Source organism: Rhizobium brockwellii (genome assembly GCF_000769405.2).
Classification (GTDB): Bacteria; Pseudomonadota; Alphaproteobacteria; order Rhizobiales; family Rhizobiaceae; genus Rhizobium; species Rhizobium brockwellii.
In genome coordinates, this window is record NZ_CP053439.1 from 1549371 (window position 1) to 1564820 (window position 15450).

At 60.9% G+C, this 15450-nt stretch carries 17 protein-coding genes; 5 read left to right on the forward strand and 12 right to left on the reverse strand.

The features are described 5' to 3' along the window. Positions 1 to 58: 58 nt before the first annotated feature. The 3 genes from RLCC275e_RS07860 to RLCC275e_RS07870 form a co-directional block, all read right to left on the reverse strand. Positions 59 to 463, reverse strand: a complete 405-nt coding sequence (locus RLCC275e_RS07860; RefSeq protein ID WP_033179856.1) for a PilZ domain-containing protein — start codon at positions 461 to 463, stop codon at positions 59 to 61. Between the two features lie 85 nt (positions 464 to 548). Next, a complete protein-coding gene (locus RLCC275e_RS07865; RefSeq protein WP_033179857.1) occupies positions 549 to 1430 on the reverse strand; it encodes a DMT family transporter in 882 nt (293 codons plus the stop codon). A 72-nt stretch (positions 1431 to 1502) separates the two neighbouring features. Beyond that, positions 1503 to 1964, reverse strand: coding sequence for an Lrp/AsnC family transcriptional regulator (locus tag RLCC275e_RS07870; protein ID WP_033179858.1), 462 nt, complete (start codon positions 1962 to 1964; stop codon positions 1503 to 1505). Positions 1965 to 2121: 157 nt separating this feature from the next. Here RLCC275e_RS07870 and ald point away from each other — a divergent pair, with 157 nt between their 5' ends. Next, positions 2122 to 3240: an alanine dehydrogenase gene (gene ald, locus RLCC275e_RS07875; protein ID WP_020049625.1), complete on the forward strand. Its 1119-nt coding sequence runs from the start codon at positions 2122 to 2124 to the stop codon at positions 3238 to 3240. A 16-nt stretch (positions 3241 to 3256) separates the two neighbouring features. Here ald and RLCC275e_RS07880 read toward each other — a convergent pair whose 3' ends face one another. Next, positions 3257 to 3760 carry a DUF1203 domain-containing protein gene (locus RLCC275e_RS07880; protein ID WP_033179859.1) on the reverse strand — a complete coding sequence of 168 codons (504 nt, stop codon included), beginning with the start codon at positions 3758 to 3760 and terminating at the stop codon, positions 3257 to 3259. A gap of 288 nt (positions 3761 to 4048) precedes the next feature. Here RLCC275e_RS07880 and RLCC275e_RS07885 point away from each other — a divergent pair, with 288 nt between their 5' ends. After that, complete coding sequence (locus tag RLCC275e_RS07885) at positions 4049 to 4858, forward strand: class I SAM-dependent methyltransferase (RefSeq protein WP_130670283.1); 810 nt, start codon at positions 4049 to 4051, stop codon at positions 4856 to 4858. Between the two features lie 96 nt (positions 4859 to 4954). Continuing rightward, entirely contained in the window at positions 4955 to 5122 is a 168-nt protein-coding gene (locus RLCC275e_RS07890) for a hypothetical protein (RefSeq protein ID WP_165402020.1), read from the forward strand. A 29-nt stretch (positions 5123 to 5151) separates the two neighbouring features. Here RLCC275e_RS07890 and RLCC275e_RS07895 read toward each other — a convergent pair whose 3' ends face one another. The 4 genes from RLCC275e_RS07895 to RLCC275e_RS07910 are packed head-to-tail and all read right to left on the reverse strand — an operon-like array spanning position 5152 to position 8387. Then, positions 5152 to 5712, reverse strand: coding sequence for a GNAT family N-acetyltransferase (locus RLCC275e_RS07895; protein ID WP_011651594.1), 561 nt, complete (start codon positions 5710 to 5712; stop codon positions 5152 to 5154). Positions 5713 to 5717: 5 nt separating this feature from the next. Next, the gene (gene sseA / locus RLCC275e_RS07900; protein ID WP_033179860.1) at positions 5718 to 6587 is read right to left on the reverse strand and encodes a 3-mercaptopyruvate sulfurtransferase; all 870 of its coding nucleotides are present in this window, start codon (positions 6585 to 6587) and stop codon (positions 5718 to 5720) included. Between the two features lie 18 nt (positions 6588 to 6605). Further along, entirely contained in the window at positions 6606 to 7343 is a 738-nt protein-coding gene (locus tag RLCC275e_RS07905; RefSeq protein ID WP_033179861.1) for an alanyl-tRNA editing protein, read from the reverse strand. A 6-nt stretch (positions 7344 to 7349) separates the two neighbouring features. Continuing rightward, positions 7350 to 8387 (reverse strand): cysteine synthase A, encoded by a 1038-nt coding sequence (locus tag RLCC275e_RS07910; protein ID WP_033179862.1) that lies wholly within the window; start codon positions 8385 to 8387, stop codon positions 7350 to 7352. 225 nt (positions 8388 to 8612) lie between these two features. Here RLCC275e_RS07910 and RLCC275e_RS07915 point away from each other — a divergent pair, with 225 nt between their 5' ends. Continuing rightward, positions 8613 to 9272 (forward strand): ChrR family anti-sigma-E factor, encoded by a 660-nt coding sequence (locus RLCC275e_RS07915; protein WP_171816885.1) that lies wholly within the window; start codon positions 8613 to 8615, stop codon positions 9270 to 9272. A 98-nt stretch (positions 9273 to 9370) separates the two neighbouring features. Continuing rightward, the gene (locus RLCC275e_RS07920) at positions 9371 to 10204 is read left to right on the forward strand and encodes an SDR family NAD(P)-dependent oxidoreductase (RefSeq protein ID WP_033179863.1); all 834 of its coding nucleotides are present in this window, start codon (positions 9371 to 9373) and stop codon (positions 10202 to 10204) included. On the opposite strand, the gene RLCC275e_RS07925 is transcribed toward RLCC275e_RS07920, so the two are convergent. From RLCC275e_RS07925 to RLCC275e_RS07940, 4 genes are all read right to left on the reverse strand, one after another. Next, positions 10205 to 11464, reverse strand: a complete 1260-nt coding sequence (locus RLCC275e_RS07925) for an SAM-dependent methyltransferase (RefSeq protein ID WP_033179864.1) — start codon at positions 11462 to 11464, stop codon at positions 10205 to 10207. Between the two features lie 199 nt (positions 11465 to 11663). Further along, complete coding sequence (locus tag RLCC275e_RS07930) at positions 11664 to 12515, reverse strand: DUF1365 domain-containing protein (protein WP_033179865.1); 852 nt, start codon at positions 12513 to 12515, stop codon at positions 11664 to 11666. Continuing rightward, positions 12512 to 13846 (reverse strand): NAD(P)/FAD-dependent oxidoreductase, encoded by a 1335-nt coding sequence (locus RLCC275e_RS07935; protein ID WP_033179866.1) that lies wholly within the window; start codon positions 13844 to 13846, stop codon positions 12512 to 12514. Before RLCC275e_RS07935 ends, RLCC275e_RS07930 begins: the two co-directional genes overlap by 4 nt. Next, the gene (locus RLCC275e_RS07940; protein WP_130707539.1) at positions 13843 to 15294 is read right to left on the reverse strand and encodes a cryptochrome/photolyase family protein; all 1452 of its coding nucleotides are present in this window, start codon (positions 15292 to 15294) and stop codon (positions 13843 to 13845) included. Before RLCC275e_RS07940 ends, RLCC275e_RS07935 begins: the two co-directional genes overlap by 4 nt. Positions 15295 to 15450 lie beyond the last annotated feature (156 nt).

Genomic DNA, 15450 nt, shown 5'->3' on the forward strand with positions numbered 1-15450 from the left:
GTGTCAACCGCAGCCGTTGGAGCGATCTCAGCCGCTCCGGCGCAAAGGTGGGGCAGCCTTACGGGTTTGGCGTCGATGTCGCTGAGTGAGGCGTCCGCTCGACGTTGGCGGTGGGTCTAACCAGCGGGCGTACCGCCAGCACAGGCCGCATCTCCTTGTGGAAAAAGCGGAAATAGGAGGAGATCTGTGCCCGCGCATTTGAATTCACGTCGAACTGGATGCCGACGCGGCCATTGTGCTTCCAGCGGATGACGCCTTCGAGCAGCCCGAGGTTTTCGGCCTCGATGCGCACCTTGCTGCCGGAGGCGGCATGGAACGGCCCCTTCATCTCCAGGGCGGCACCGGTTGGCGATAGGTCGAGGATGCGGGCGTCCACCTGGCTGTTCAGATATTTGACATGGCCGAACACGCGGCAGTTTTTCCGATCAGTCTTTCGGGCCGTGATTTTCAAGTTGCGGGTCATATTGTCTCCCTTGGTATAGCCGGGGAGCATAGCGCGGGAAAATTGAAATGGTTTTAGGGGCTTGGCTAAAATTGCAGTGAAACCGTCAATTGGCGGCGGCCGCTCTGCGTCCCACGACATGTTCGCGCCAGACGGTGAAGATGCCGGCAGCGACCACGATCGCCGAGCCGACGATCATGTTGAAGCTGAGCGTTTCGCCATAGATTACCATGCCGATGATAGAGGCGTAGACAAGTGACAGATAGGTCAGCGGTTGGACGGCGGCGGCATCGAGAACATCATAGGCGCGGATCAGGAAATAATGGCTGGAGATGCTGGTCATGCAGACGAGCGCCATCCAGCCCCAGTCGCCCGGCGCCATCCAACTCCAGTAGAACGGCCCAACCAGCGTCATCGTGACGCCGCCGACGACGCCGGTATAGAAGAAGCTGGTCATCGACGAATCGTCGCGGCTGACCAGGCGGGTGGCGATAACGTAGAAGGCGAAGTTGAAGCAGGAAATGACGGCGAGAAGCAGCTTCACGTCGAAAAACTCGCCTTCCGGCTTCAGGATCAGCAGCACCCCGAAAAGTCCGGCGCCGATCGCTGCCCACCGCCGCCACCCGACCCGTTCGCCGAGGATCGGCATCGCCAGCAGAGCAATCAGGATCGGCGTCGCGGAAAAGATCGCCTGTGAACGGGCAAGGCCGATCACGGCAAAACACGTGATGGCCAGAACCACCTGAACCGCAAGCAGAACGCCGCGCGTCACCTGCAGGAAGGGGCGTTTGGTGCGGGCCGTCGCCTTGATCCCGCCGCGCATCTTCGACGCGAGGATGATCGTGAAAAGCGCGAAGGCCCAGTAGCGGATCATCGTCACGAAGATCGGCGGATAGGCCGTCGCCAGATGTTTCGAGATGGCGTCCTGCAGCGAAAATATGGTGAGCGCCAATAGGGCGAAAATATAGCCTTGGGTCTTCGATGTCATGACTTGCCAATGAGCGGGAAACGCCCGCACGCATCGAAAGTCTGGACAGGCTTTCGCCAAAGATGCAAGGCCTCAAAGGCCGACATTCGGCTTGTCGATGATTTCTCTGAGCGCGAAGCTGGAATTGATCTTGACGACGTGGGGAAGGGCCGACAGCCAGTCGCGGTGGATGCGCTCATAATCCTCGAGATCACGGGCGGCGACCCTGAGGATATAGTCGTATTCGCCCGACATCAGGTAACAGACGAGCACGTTCGGGCAGAGCTTCACCGCTGCCTCGAATTCCGCCAGCGTCTTGGCGAACTGGCCGGAGAGCGAGATATGCACGATGGCGATCATCTTGTAGTCGAGCGCCTTGTGTGAAAGCCGCGCATGGTAGCCGCCGATGACGCCGCTTCTTTCCAAGATGTCGAGCCGGCGCGAACAGGCCGAAGGCGACAATCCGATCCTTTCGGCAAGCTCGGCATTGGTCATGCGGGCATTGGCCTGCAGCGCCTTAAGAATCGCAAGATCGATGGTGTCGAGATCGACCATTCGAAGAACCTTCGAAAAAACATAGGAAGATTGCAATAATCGTCGAAAAATCGCGTCTTCGCAAATCGTCTTTGCAAGGACATTTCACTGTCTTGATGGTTGGATTCCTCATCTGAAAAAATCCGCTGCCGCGGAGATAAAATTGAGAGGAACGCGCATGCGTGTCGGTTGCCCGAAGGAAATCAAGAATCATGAATATCGCGTCGGCCTGACGCCGGCTTCGGTGCGCGAATATGTTGCCCACGGCCACGAGGTCTGGGTGGAGACCAAGGCAGGCGTCGGTATCGGCGCTGATGATGCCGCTTATGCCGCGGCTGGCGCCAAGATCGCCGCCTCCGCCAAGGATATCTTCGAAAAGTGCGACATGATCGTCAAGGTGAAGGAGCCGCAGCCTGCCGAATGGGCGCAGCTCCGCGACGGTCAGCTTCTCTACACCTATCTGCATCTGGCGCCGGATCCCGAACAGACCAAAGGCCTCATCGCCTCCGGCGTCACCGCGATCGCCTATGAGACGGTGACCGACGAGCGCGGCGGCCTGCCGTTGCTGGCGCCGATGTCGGAGGTCGCCGGTCGCCTGTCGATCCAGGCAGGAGCGACCGCCCTGCAGAAGGCCAATGGCGGCCTCGGCGTCCTGCTTGGCGGCGTGCCCGGCGTGCTGCCGGCCAAGGTCGCAGTCATCGGCGGCGGCGTCGTCGGCCTGCATGCGGCCAGGATGGCCGCCGGCCTTGGCGCCGATGTCAGCATCCTTGACAAGTCGCTGCCGCGCTTGCGCCAGCTTGACGATATCTTCGCCGGCCGCATCCACACCCGTTATTCCAGCATCCAGGCGTTGGAGGAGGAAGTCTTCTCGGCCGATCTCATTATCGGCGCCGTGCTGATCCCGGGCGCTGCCGCTCCGAAGCTCGTTACCCGCGAGATGCTCTCCGGCATGAAGAAGGGCTCCGTCATCGTCGACGTCGCCATCGACCAGGGCGGCTGCTTCGAGACCTCGCATGCGACGACCCATTCCGATCCGACTTACGAAGTCGACGGCGTCGTGCATTATTGCGTCGCCAACATGCCAGGCGCCGTGCCGGTCACCTCGGCGCACGCGCTGAACAATGCCACATTGGTTCATGGCCTGGCGCTTGCCGATCGCGGCCTTCGCGCTATTGCCGAAGACAAGCATCTGAGGAACGGCCTCAACGTGCATAAGGGCCGCATTACCAGTAAGCCCGTCGCCGACGCGCTGGGCTACGAAGCCTTTGCGCCGGAGAGCGTACTGAACGTAGCGTAAGCTCGCTGACTCCAGGTCAGGCGCCGGTCTCAGCAACGGCCGGCGCCTTTACCTTGTCGATCCGGCATTGGAAGCAGTTGTTGCGAGCTGAACGCACATGCACATAGGCGATATCAGATCGTCTCAGCAGTTCTTCGCCATAGGCTGGAATATCGCCGATCTCAGTCACCGCGCCGGTGCCGTAGACGATGCGGTCGTTCTCGCTATAGCCGCGGACGATGAAGTCACGGCTCGTCGTCAGCACCGGCGGCATGATTTCTTCGGCGGTATAGCGTGCGCAACGCTGCTTGTGCAGGAAGATCGGGCCGGTTTCGGCATAGGGCTGCAGCTTGGGGAAGGGCCGGTAGGCGAAGACCAGCAACTCCTCGCCCGCATCGATATTTTCGAGGCAATGGCGGCAGGGATGACCGGGACCATCGGAAACGATCGTCTCGGGCAGCCTGTCATAGGCGTCGCGGCCGCCGTTCCAGAGGAGTTCGGCGTCGGTCGTTGGCATGGCGACAAAACGAATGGCGGTCATGGCAGATCTCCTTTGTGATTGCCATGAAGTGCACCCGGACGAGTGTGCAAGCCACCCGATTCTTGCGCACCGCAGGCATTGGGCGATCGAGTGAAACGCGGAGTATGCTTCTTTCGCAAAGCGCGCGCCCCACCTCCTCGTAACCTCAGACACTGCGGGAATGCGCCGGGTGTATTGGGCGTCTTCATACCGTGGTACACGATCGGGTGGCACATGGTCGGGCCACTGCTCGGTTTTGAGAGGGTGCGCTGGCTGGCGGCCCTCACGAATTTCGGTTTGGAGGGACAGCTGATGGCTGAAGAAGCAGCATTGAACTTCGCGGACTTCTATGATGCCGAGCTTGCTCGCCATAACGCGCATTTTCGGGTCGCCGCCGCGGTCGGGCCGTCTGATTGTGTGCTCGATATCGGTTGCGGTGCCGGACAAACCACACGTGACGCCGCTCGCGCCGCTGAAACAGGACGAGCGCACGGGATAGACCTGTCCGTCACGATGCTGGAGATTGCCCGCCGGCGCAGCGCCGAGGAGGGATTACTCAATGCCACGTTCGAAGTGGCGGATGCACAGTACCATGTCTTCGGAGATGCGGAATTCGACCTTTGCATCAGCCGATTTGGCGTCATGTTCTTCGCCGATCCGGCGGTGGCTTTCGCCAACATCGCCAACGCCCTGCGCCCGGGTGGACGTTTCATTTTCATGGTCTGGCAGGGCCGAGACCACAATGAGTGGGCGACCGCTATACATGAGGCGCTTGATCTGGATTCAACCGGTCCGGCCGCGGCCGGCAAAGCCTTTTCGCTAAGCGAACCCTCGGTAACGTCCGGACTGCTCGAAACGGCAGGGTTCACTGCCATCGAGTTTCGTGAAATCAACGAGCCTGTGTTCTACGGTCCGGATCCCGAGACTGCATTGGCGACGATTCAGACATTTGAAAATGTGAAGAACGCCCTCGATCGTCCCGCCACGACAGCCGAAATACGGGCGCGGCTGCTCGACATGCTGGAGGCGCACCAGACACCCCACGGAATTCAATTCGATTCGCGCGCATGGCTGATCACCGGCCGCCGGTACGGCGACAGTCCCCTGCGCGTTAAGTGATTTCCGCTCAGCGTGAATGTCGGCTTTTGGCTAAGCCGACATGGCTGGCATTTGCTATCGAATTCCGCAAAACTACATGACGAAAAGGAGAAGCCGATGCCCGACGTCGATCTCGCGCTGCTGGCGCAACAGAATGCGGAAATACTGGAAGAGCTCAGGGCTCTGCGCCGGGAAGTGGCGGAACTGAAGGAACAGTCGGGCCGCACGCTCGATTTCGAGCGCCGCAACGATCCGCGCCGCCCGAACAGCCTGACGCGGCGTTAGTCGCCTCGACTTGCGTCGGGAAAGAATCGTCAGCTTTTCCGCGCAATCTCCAGAAGCTCCTTGTCGCTGAGCGGCCGGACGATGCCGGTGCCGGTCGAGACGGGGGAGAAGCCGTACATCTGGTAGAGCTGCAGCGCACGCGGATGGTCGAGGTTGTTGGTGGTGGTGGTGACCCGCTTTGGATTGAGCGACCAGATGGCATAGAGCGCCTGCAGCAGGAACCATTTGCCGATGCCGAGACCGAGCGCATGTTCGATCAGGCCGAAATGGCTGAGCTCGATCATATCCTCGTCTTCGCAGAAATATTCGTAGAAGCCGGCGGGCGCGCCGTTCACATAGAGAACGCTGATATTGTTGCGCTTGTCGTTCAGCGTCTCGGCAAGCTGCTCGTCGCTCATGCGCAACCGGTCCACCCATTGCCAGCGCGCACCGACCTGCCGGTAGAGATAGCGGTAGAACGGCAATGGGATCTCGGGAGTGCGCATGATCGCCGTCTGGATATTGACGGGCACCGGCATGCTTGCCTTTGGCGGCGCCGTCATTTCGAGCCGGGTGATGTGAGCTTTCAGCGAAGCGGGTGCCTTTCCCATGGCGATCAGACTTTGACCGGCGTCGGCGGACCGGTGACGATGGGTGTATCGTCACGGCTGCCCCATTCGCTCCAAGAGCCGTCATAAAGCTTGTTGTCGTGATGGCCGAGCGATTCCAGCGCCAGCGTGATGATGGCGGCGGTGATTCCCGAGCCGCAGGAGGTGACGACAGGCTTGGACAAATCGATGCCGGCATCCTCGATCGTCTGCTTGAGTTCGGGCAGCGATTTGAAACGGCCCTGGCTGGCGAAGACGCCGGAGGGCAGGCTGCGGGCGCCCGGCATATGGCCGGAGCGCATGCCGACGCGCGGTTCGGGTTCGGCGGCGGCGAAGCGGCCGGCGCTGCGGGCATCGGCGATCTGCATCGCGCCGCTGGAGACGACGTCGCGCATCGTATTGAGCGTCACCACGCGGCTTTCGTCGAAATTCGGCGTGAAGGTCGCCGGCGCATGATTGGGTGCCGTGGTTTCCAGCGGACGACCCTCGGCCTTCCAGCCGTCGAGACCGCCATCGAGCACGAAGACATTTTTCGCGCCCATTACCCGGAACAGCCACCAGACGCGCGGCGAGGCGAACAGGCCGATACCGTCGTAGACAACGATCCGATCATTCTCGCTGATGCCGAGCCGGCCGACTTCGGCGGCGAAATAATCGGGCGAAGGGACCGTGTGCGGCAGCGACGTCGAATGGTCGGCGATCTTGTCCTGATCGAAGCGGATGGCGCCGGGAATATGGCCGGCTGCATATTCGGCATCGGCATCGCGCTTCTGCGCCGGCAGATAGAAGGAGGCGTCCAGCACACGCAGGTCAGCTTTCCCGAGTTCGGACTGCAGCCAGTCGGCCGAAACGACGAAACGGCTCTTGGTCTCACTCATGATGATCTCCCTTGATGGTCAGGCTTCGTCGCCGGGCGTGCCGAAGCGGATGCGGAAGCGCCGGTTCTCTTTGCCCTTCTTCTCGATTTTGGCGATATGGATCCGGCCGACTTCCTGAGTCTCGGAAACATGTGTGCCGCCGCAGGGTTGGCTGTCAATCGAGGAGTTCTCGCCGATGCAGACGAGGCTGACGCGCCCGAGCCCAATCGGCGGGCGGACGTTTTTCGATTTGACGATATCGGGATTGGCCACAAGCTCCTCGTCGGTGATCCATTGCAGAGTGACCGGATGGTTCTGCTCGACCAGTTCCATCAGCTTGGCCGTCACCGCGTCCTTGTCGATCGTCTCTGCCATGTCGAAGTCGACGCGGCTTTCCTCCTCGCCGACGGCGGCCCCGGTGATCGGATAGGAGCAGACGACGGAAAGCAGATGGCAGGCCGTGTGCATGCGCATCAGCCTGTAGCGGCGCGGCCAGTCGACATGCAGCACCAGCGTCTCGCCGACGACAGGCCGCGGCGCACCTTCGAGCGGCACATGGATGATGACATCCTTGCTCGGACCATGTTTCGTCTGGCCGAGCGCGATCTTGCTGCCGTCGGCACGCTCGAACTCTCCGGTGTCGCCGGGCTGGCCGCCTGATGTCGCATAGAAGCAGGTCTGGTCCAGTTCGATGCCCCCGTCTTCGTGAACGGCGGTGACGACCGCCTCGCACGTCGAGAGATAGAAGTCGTCACGATAAAGGGCATTGACGGGCATGGGGTCTCACACGGGCTCGTAGGGAACGCGGATATAGGGCGACTTGGCCATCCAGCCCGGAACGGGCAGTCCCTTCGACGTCAGGAAATCCGGGTTGAAGAGTTTTGACTGATAGCGGTTGCCGTAATCGCAGAGGATCGTCACCACCGTGTGACCAGGTCCGAGATCCCGTGCGAGATTGACCGCGCCGGCAATGTTGATCGCTGTCGAGCCGCCGAGGCAGAGGCCCTCGTTCTCGACGAGGTCGAAGAGATAGGGAAGCGCTTCGGCATCCGGGATCCGATAGGCATAGTCAGGCGTGAAACCCTCGAGATTGGCGGTGATGCGGCCCTGGCCGATGCCCTCGGTGATCGAGGACCCCTCGGATTTCAGCGCGCCGTTCTGGTAGAATTCATAGAGAGCGGCGCCATCGGGATCGGCGATGCCGATCTTGACGTCAGACTTGAAAGCCTTGAGGCCGGCCGCTACGCCTGCCAGCGTGCCGCCGGAGCCGACCGAGCAGATGAAGCCGTCGACCTTACCGTCGGTGTCTTTCCAGATTTCTTTTGCCGTTGTTTCGATATGCGCCTGACGGTTGGCGACGTTGTCGAACTGATTTGCCCAGATCGCCCCGTTTGGCTCGGTCTTCGCCAGCTGCTCTGCGAGCCGCCCGGATACCTTCACGTAGTTGTTCGGGTTCTTGTAGGCAACGGCGGGCACTTCGACGAGTTCGGCGCCGAGCAGCTTCAGCGCGTCCTTCTTTTCCTGGCTCTGCGTTTCCGGGATGACGATGACGGTGCGATAACCAAGCGCCTTGGCGACCAGCGTCAGGCCGATACCGGTATTGCCGGCCGTACCCTCGACGATGACGCCGCCCGGACGAAGCAATCCCTTCCGCTCTGCGTCGCGGATGATGTAGAGCGCGGCGCGATCCTTCACCGACTGGCCGGGGTTCAGGAACTCCGCCTTGCCGAGAATGGTGCAGCCGGTCGCCTCGGAGGCACCCTTGAGTTTGATCAGGGGCGTGTTGCCGATGGCTTCGAGGACGGAGGGGTGGAAGGTCATGGAATCTGCCTCTATTCGAACTCTTACTTTAGGAACGGTCTTTTCCCTTCACAAGGCTGAGTTGGCAAGAAATGCTATTCCACGCCTCTGGCGGACACGATAAAATTTGCTTTCCTCCCCCGAAATGACGCATGGCCGGCAATCCCGCGGTATGAGGGGTGATCCGAAGATTGACTTTCCCCGTACGGATGACGACAAAGCGAAAACGGAGCGCGGCAACAGGGCGTGACCGAAACCGACATGGTTCACGAGCAGATCGACACGATCGATGCATTGATGGCGCTTTATGTCGCCGGCTCCTTGCCTGAGCCGGCGCGTGTGCTGGTGCAGTCTCATCTCGAAATGAAACCGGATAATCGCAGCCTGGTGAACAGCCTCGAGCTGCTGGCCGGGGAGGCCTTGGAAGGCGTGCCTGAAGCAGCCATTGCCGATCGCGACGGGCGGCTTGCGGCGATCTTTTCTTCTGCGTCTCCGGTCAAGGCGCCGCAGACGACCACGCGGCCGGAAAATGCGCTGTTTCCTCAAGCGTTGCGCTCTCTCTTGGGCTTCGAGGCCGAGGATGTGCCTTGGCGCCGGCGGTTGCCGGGCTTCAGGGAATATTCGCTCGACATGGACGGCTGCGAGGTCAGCCTGATGTGGATCCGGCCGGGCCGCGCCTTGCCGGCGCACACCCACAAAGGTGTGGAACTGATCCTCATTCTCGACGGCGCTTTCAAAGATGAACGCGGCCGTTTCGGTCCCGGCGACATCTCCATTGCCGACGAGACGGTCGACCACCGGCCGGTCGCCGAAAAGGACAGGCCTTGCGTCGCCTTTGCCGTCTCGGATGGACCGGTCAAGCTCACCGGATCCTTTCGTCAGATGATCGGCGACCTGATCGGCTGAAAGCAGCCACAATGGTGTGATAGAGCCGTAAATCCGGAGGGGTCGAGGAACTTCCGGACCTGTTTTCGCATTGATCAGGCAGCCCGGAGGAACATGTCATGCGTGACTTCATTGCCCTTCCCGAACATGGAATCGTCTGGATTTCGGGCGCAAGTTCAGGCATCGGCCGGGCGCTTGCACTGAAGCTCGCCGGCGAAGGATACAAGGTCGCCGTCACCGCCAGAAGCCACGAAAAGCTGGTCGAACTGCAAGCCGAGGCCAATGGCCTTTCGGGCAGTATCATTGTGCTCGACGGTGACGTCACCGATGCCGAGGACATGGAGCATGTCATGGCTTCCATCGAATATGAGCACGGCACGCTCGCCATGGCGATCCTCAATGCCGGCGTCTACCTGCCTGTTCATGCCGAGGATCTGAACCGCACCGATTTCGAGAAGAGCTTTGCCGTCAACCTCTCCGGCGTCATCAACTGCCTGCTGCCGGCGATCCGCCATATGAAGGCGAAAGGGCAGGGACAGATCGCCATCGTCTCCTCCGTCACCGGCTATGGTGGCCTGCCGACGGGGGCTGCCTATGGCGCCACCAAGGCAGCGCTGATCAATATGGCCGAAAGCCTGAAATTCGATCTCGACAAGATGGGCATCCGCATCCAGCTCGTCTGTCCGGGCTTCGTCGATACGCCGGCGACGAGGAAGAATGCCTTTCCGATGCCGGCTCTGGTATCGGTCGAGGAGGCCGCCCGGGAGATTGCCGCCGGGTTGAAATCGCAGGCTTTCGAGATCACGTTCCCGAAGCGCTTCACCACGATGCTGAAGCTCGCGCGCCTGCTCCCCTATGGCGCTTATTTCACGCTGGTGAACCGCGTGACCGGTTGGCGGGAGCGGCCGTCATTAGCGGGTCACCATCCGGTGACACCGCATGCGGCCGAATGATCAACGGCGCGAGAACACGACCTGGCGCACATCGATATTGCGGGCGCGAAAGCCGGCCTCGCAATAGAACAGATAGAATTCCCAGAGCCGCTTGAAACGCTCGTCGAAGCCCATCGGGCGGATGCGTTCCCAGACCGACCAGAAACGCTCGCGCCATTCGGCAAGCGTGCGGGCGTAATCGAGCCCGAAGCCGAAATCCTTGACCAGCGACAGATCGACCTTGCCGGCAAGTTCGGCCAGATGGTTGCGCGTCGGCAGCATGCCGCCGGGAAAGACGTATTTCTGGATGAAGTCGGGGTTGCTGCGATATTGGTCGAAGGACTCATCCTTGATCGTGATGATCTGCAGGCCAGCCTTGCCGCCCGGCTTCAGACATTGCCTGAGTTTGGAGAAATAGGACGGCCAGTATTTCTCGCCGACCGCTTCGAACATCTCGATGGAGACGATCCGGTCATAGAGCCCTGCTTCATCGCGGTAATCCTGGAAGCGGAATTCCACGCGGTCGTCGAGGCCGGCCTTGTGGATACGTTCTTGGGCAAAGGCGAGCTGCTCGCGGCTGATCGTCAGCCCGGTCACCTTGCAGTTCAGCTCACTTGCGGCAAATTCGGCAAAACCGCCCCAACCGCAACCGATCTCCAGCACGTGATCGCCAGGCTCGATGCCGGTTGCCTCGGCGAGCGCCCGGTATTTGGCGTTCTGGGCCGATTGAAGATCGTTGGCGCCCGTGGAATAGAGCGCTGAGGAATAGGTCATGCTCGGATCGAGCCATTCCTTGTAGAAATCGTTACCGAGATCGTAATGGGCGGAAATGTTGCGCTTCGAGCCCGTCTTGGTATTGGTGTTCATCCAATGGCGGAGGCGCTCAAAGAGGCGGCCAAGGCCGCCCTTGCCATTGGCATAACTGTGCGCGGCCTCGCCGTTGACGAGGAAGAGTTCGAGGAAGGCGGCGATGTCCGGGCTGTCCCAATCGCCGTCCATATAGGTTTCGGCGACCCCGATCGTGCCGCTCGTCAGCGCCCGATAGGCAAGATTCCAGTTGTTGAGGCTGAGCGCCGCCTTCGGCCCGGGCTGCTTGCCCTCCACCAGCAGCCTGCGACCGTCGGGGAGAGTAACGGCAAGCGAGCCGTGCTGCATCCGCAGAAGCCCGCGCAACGCCAACTTCGCCTTGAAGGGCAGACCCTTCACCAGGCGAGATATGTTTTCCCCCGTCAGCGTCACCGCGTCGCGGGCCAGTAGATTCCAGTCCTGCGCCTTGCTCATCTCTCCTCCTCCACTATTCTCTTGCCGGTTAGAGATGCTTATACATCCGCGACGATGCGCTCGACCGACCCCCGGCTATTGCACCGAAGGCTACTGCATAATTCCGTAAATCGGAACCGATTTGCGGATAAAATTATGCAGCAGTTCAAAGCGTTACAGCGTCCTTTGCGCGTCTGAAAAGACGCGCGGCGCTCTAATGTCATTCCGCCGCGTCCGCAAGCGGGCGGGGTTGCCGGATGCTGACTTCAGGCGGAGGCGCCGGACGCCTGACGTAGCGCGCGCCCTTCAGCCACAATTTCAGCGCTTCCCAATGGATGCCGGCGATGATCTTCAAGGTGAGGAAGGGGATGCGCGCCGTCAAGCCCAGCAGCGAGGCGCTGGTCAATGGCACCTGCCGTCCGGAAAATGTCGCCGAGAGAAGCGGGCCTTCGTTGTCGTTTTCCAGGATGCGCCAGCGGATTTCGGCACCGGGCGGCAGCATGCGGAAATGATAACGCGCCGCCATACCGATGAAGGGCGAGACATGGAAGAGCTTGTCGCAGCTCTGGCGAAGCCCGCTTTCCGACATCTCCCCATGGCCGACCGGACAGATATAGCTGTGCCGCTCGCCGAAAGTATTGCGCACTTCGTAGATCATCGCGACGACTGTGCCACCGGCATCATAGGCGTGATAGACGGAAAGCGGATTGAAGACATAGCCGAGAATTCGGGGATAGCAGACGAGCAGGATCCTCTCCGCGCGGTCGAGCCCCGCCTCGGCGAGCAGCCGGTCGGCATAGGCGCGCAGCGACGTGTCCCCGGTTTTTGCATGGTCCCTCTCGTGAAACGAGACGAGATTGAGCCCATTGACGGAAAACAGCATCGATAGCCCGCGGGCCTCGTCCAGCCTGTCGAGATCGACAAGCAGCGAGAAGACGCGGTAGCGGAAGCGATGGCCGAACGGCTTTATCCGTTGATGCATGATCTCGCCGACATAGAGCGCTACCGCGGCATTCGGTGGGGCACCGTTGGCTACCGCGTTCATGCCACGTTTTTCGCCGCGCCCTGTCATGCCGCCGCATCCGGTTGGGGTTCCCACGAGGTTCGGACAGTTCGCCAGGGTATGATCCCGCCTAGGGCCTCCGCCGCCGCCAGACCGGAAACGAGACCATCCTCGTGGAATCCGTAGCCCGTCCAGGCACCCGCGAAATGGCAATTATTCTGTCCTTGAATAGTCGCGAGCGCTTGTTGCGCGCCTATCGCTTCCGCCGAGAATTGCGGATGTTCATAGGTGAATTCGGCAAACACTTTACGGGGGTCCGGCTCGCGGTCGGGATTGAGGGTCACGAATAGCGGGAATTTCTCGTCGATGCCCTGCAGCCGGTTCATCCAGTAGCTCACGGCGACGTCGGCCTTTCCATCTTCATGGCTGGAGCGCAGATAGTTCCACGAGGCCCAAACCTTGCGCCGCTGCGGCATCAGCGATTGGTCGCGATGAAGGACGACGCGGTTCGGCTGGTAGGGAATGGCAGCAAACAGCCTGCTTTCCCGATCGGTGGCATCGACGAGCAGGCGGGCAGTCTGATCGCTGTGGCAGGCGAAGATTACCTTGTCGAACGGGTGTTCGCTGCCCGTTTCGTCGATGATCGTCACACCGCGCTCGGAGCGGATGACCCCGCGCACGCCGCAGGAGAGCTTCACGCGTTCGCCGAGCGGCCGAAGCAGCCGGTCGAGATAGGTGCGGCTGCCGCCTGTCACTGTGCGCCACTGGTGCTGCCGGCGATAGATCAGCCGGTGATTGTCGAAGAAATTGACGAAATGCTCGGCGGGAAACTGCAGCATGCGGGCTGATGGTGTCGACCAGATCGCCGCCGCCATCGGCACGAGATAGTTGTTGGTGAAACCGGGCGAGAAGCCGCGCCAGTCGAGATAATCGCCGATCGACCGCGAGGCGAGATGGCCGGCGGCGCGATCTTCGAGGCAGCTGCGGTTGAAGCGCAGGATCTCACGGATCATCCATAGAAACGATGGCCGCAGCAGGTTGCGCTTTTGCGCAAAGATCGAGGACAGCCCGCCGCCGCTCCATTCCAGCCGGCCGCGATCGAGCGAGAGCGAAAAGCTCATATCGCTTGCATGCGTCGCGATGCCGAGCTCGGCAAATAGCGCCGTCAGATTTGGGTAATTCAACTCGTTATAGACGATAAAGCCGGTATCGACCGCAATTTGAACCCCATCGTAATCCACATCGATCGTCGCTGTATGGCCTCCGGCCCGCGCCTGGCTTTCATAAAGCGTAACGTCGTGCACTGGGTTTAACGCCCAAGCCGCGGAGGCGCCCGAGATGCCGGAGCCGATGACGGCGATCTTCAGCCGGCGTGGAACGGGACGGAAATGTGCGTTCATGCGGCATCCCTTATTGCGTTGTAAGCGGCGAGCGCCCGGTTGCGGGCGCTCGCGTGATCGACGATCGGTTTCGGATAGGTTTGGCCAAGGGTGATGCCGGCCTCGTCGAGCATGCTCTTCGGCGCCTCGAACGGACGGTGGATGTATTTTGCCCCGAGCTCTCGAAGCTCCGGCACATAGGTCCTGACATAGTCGCCGTCGGGATCGAATTTTTCGCCCTGCAGCACCGGATTGAAGATGCGGAAAAATGGCGAGGCATCGGCTCCCGAGCCTGCCACCCATTGCCAGCTTGCGGCGTTGTTGGCGGGATCGGCATCAACAAGCGTATCCCGGAACCAGGCTTCGCCCCGACGCCAGTCGATCATCAGATCCTTGATGAGGAAGGAGGCGACGATCATGCGCACGCGATTGTGCATCCAGCCATGGCGCCAGAGCTGGCGCATGCCGGCATCGACGATCGGATAGCCGGTCATACCGCGGCACCACACCTTGAAATCGTCGTCGTCGTTGCGCCATTCGAAGCCGTCGAAGCGATCGTTCCAGTTGTTCGAGGCAAGACGCGGGAAGTGGAAGAGCAGGTGATAGGAGAATTCGCGCCAGGCGATCTCCTTGCGAAAATGCACGACATCGGCCGCTGCCACCCGTTTCGACAGGCCGCGTGTGGCATCCCAGATGCAGGCAGGGGAGATCTCGCCGAACGCCAGGTGTGGCGATAGCAGCGAGGTCGCGGGTCTAGCAGGATAGTCTCGGTTTTCCTTGTAGCCGTCGAGCGCGTCTTCGATGAAGGCACGCAGCTTCTCATGCGCGCCATCTTCGCCGGGCGTCCAGAGATCCGTAAAATGGACCGCCCAGTCCGGTTTCGTCGGGAGCAGCTTCCAGCTTTCCAGCGCTTCTGATTTCGGAAGTTGCGACGCAATCCGAAGTTTTGCCGGCGCCTCCAGCGGTTGCTCCGGTTCGCCGCCGCCCTCCAGCGCGCGCCAGAATGGCGTGTAGACGCGGTAGGGCGTGCCGTTGCCGGTCATCAGCCGGGAAGGTTCGTGCAGCAACTGGCCGCCGAAGCTTCTTGCCTCGATCGCCTGCTTTTCCAGTTCGTGCTTGATATGGGCGTCGATGGAGATTCCGGATGGATCGTAGCGCCGGTTCCAAAAGACGGCTTCGGCACCGCTCTCCCTGATGAAGGTGCAGAGCACCTCGAGCGCTTCGCCGCTTGCCAGCACCAGCCGCGCTTGCCGCTCACGCAGCGACCTGTCGAGCGCTTCCAGCGAATGATGCAGCCACCAGGCCTGCGCAGCGCCCAGCGGACCGGTGCCTGATGCCTCCGGCTCGCTTATATAGAGGGGGATGATCGGCCGTCCGGAGCGATGGGCGGCATCGAGAGCCCGGTTGTCGTCAAGGCGCAAATCCTTGCGAAACCAGAGGATAACAGGTTTTGCCGTGTCCTTTGCCAATGAAGCCGTTCCGTTCGTGTTCTTTTCAACCTGCTACGGATGTACTGAACACACGGATCAAAAGTTTCATCCGGCGGAAAAAGCTTTCATGGCCTTCGACATAAAAAAGGCCGGCGTGAACCGGCCTTTTCTGAGAGCGGCAGTCTGTCGCTTAAA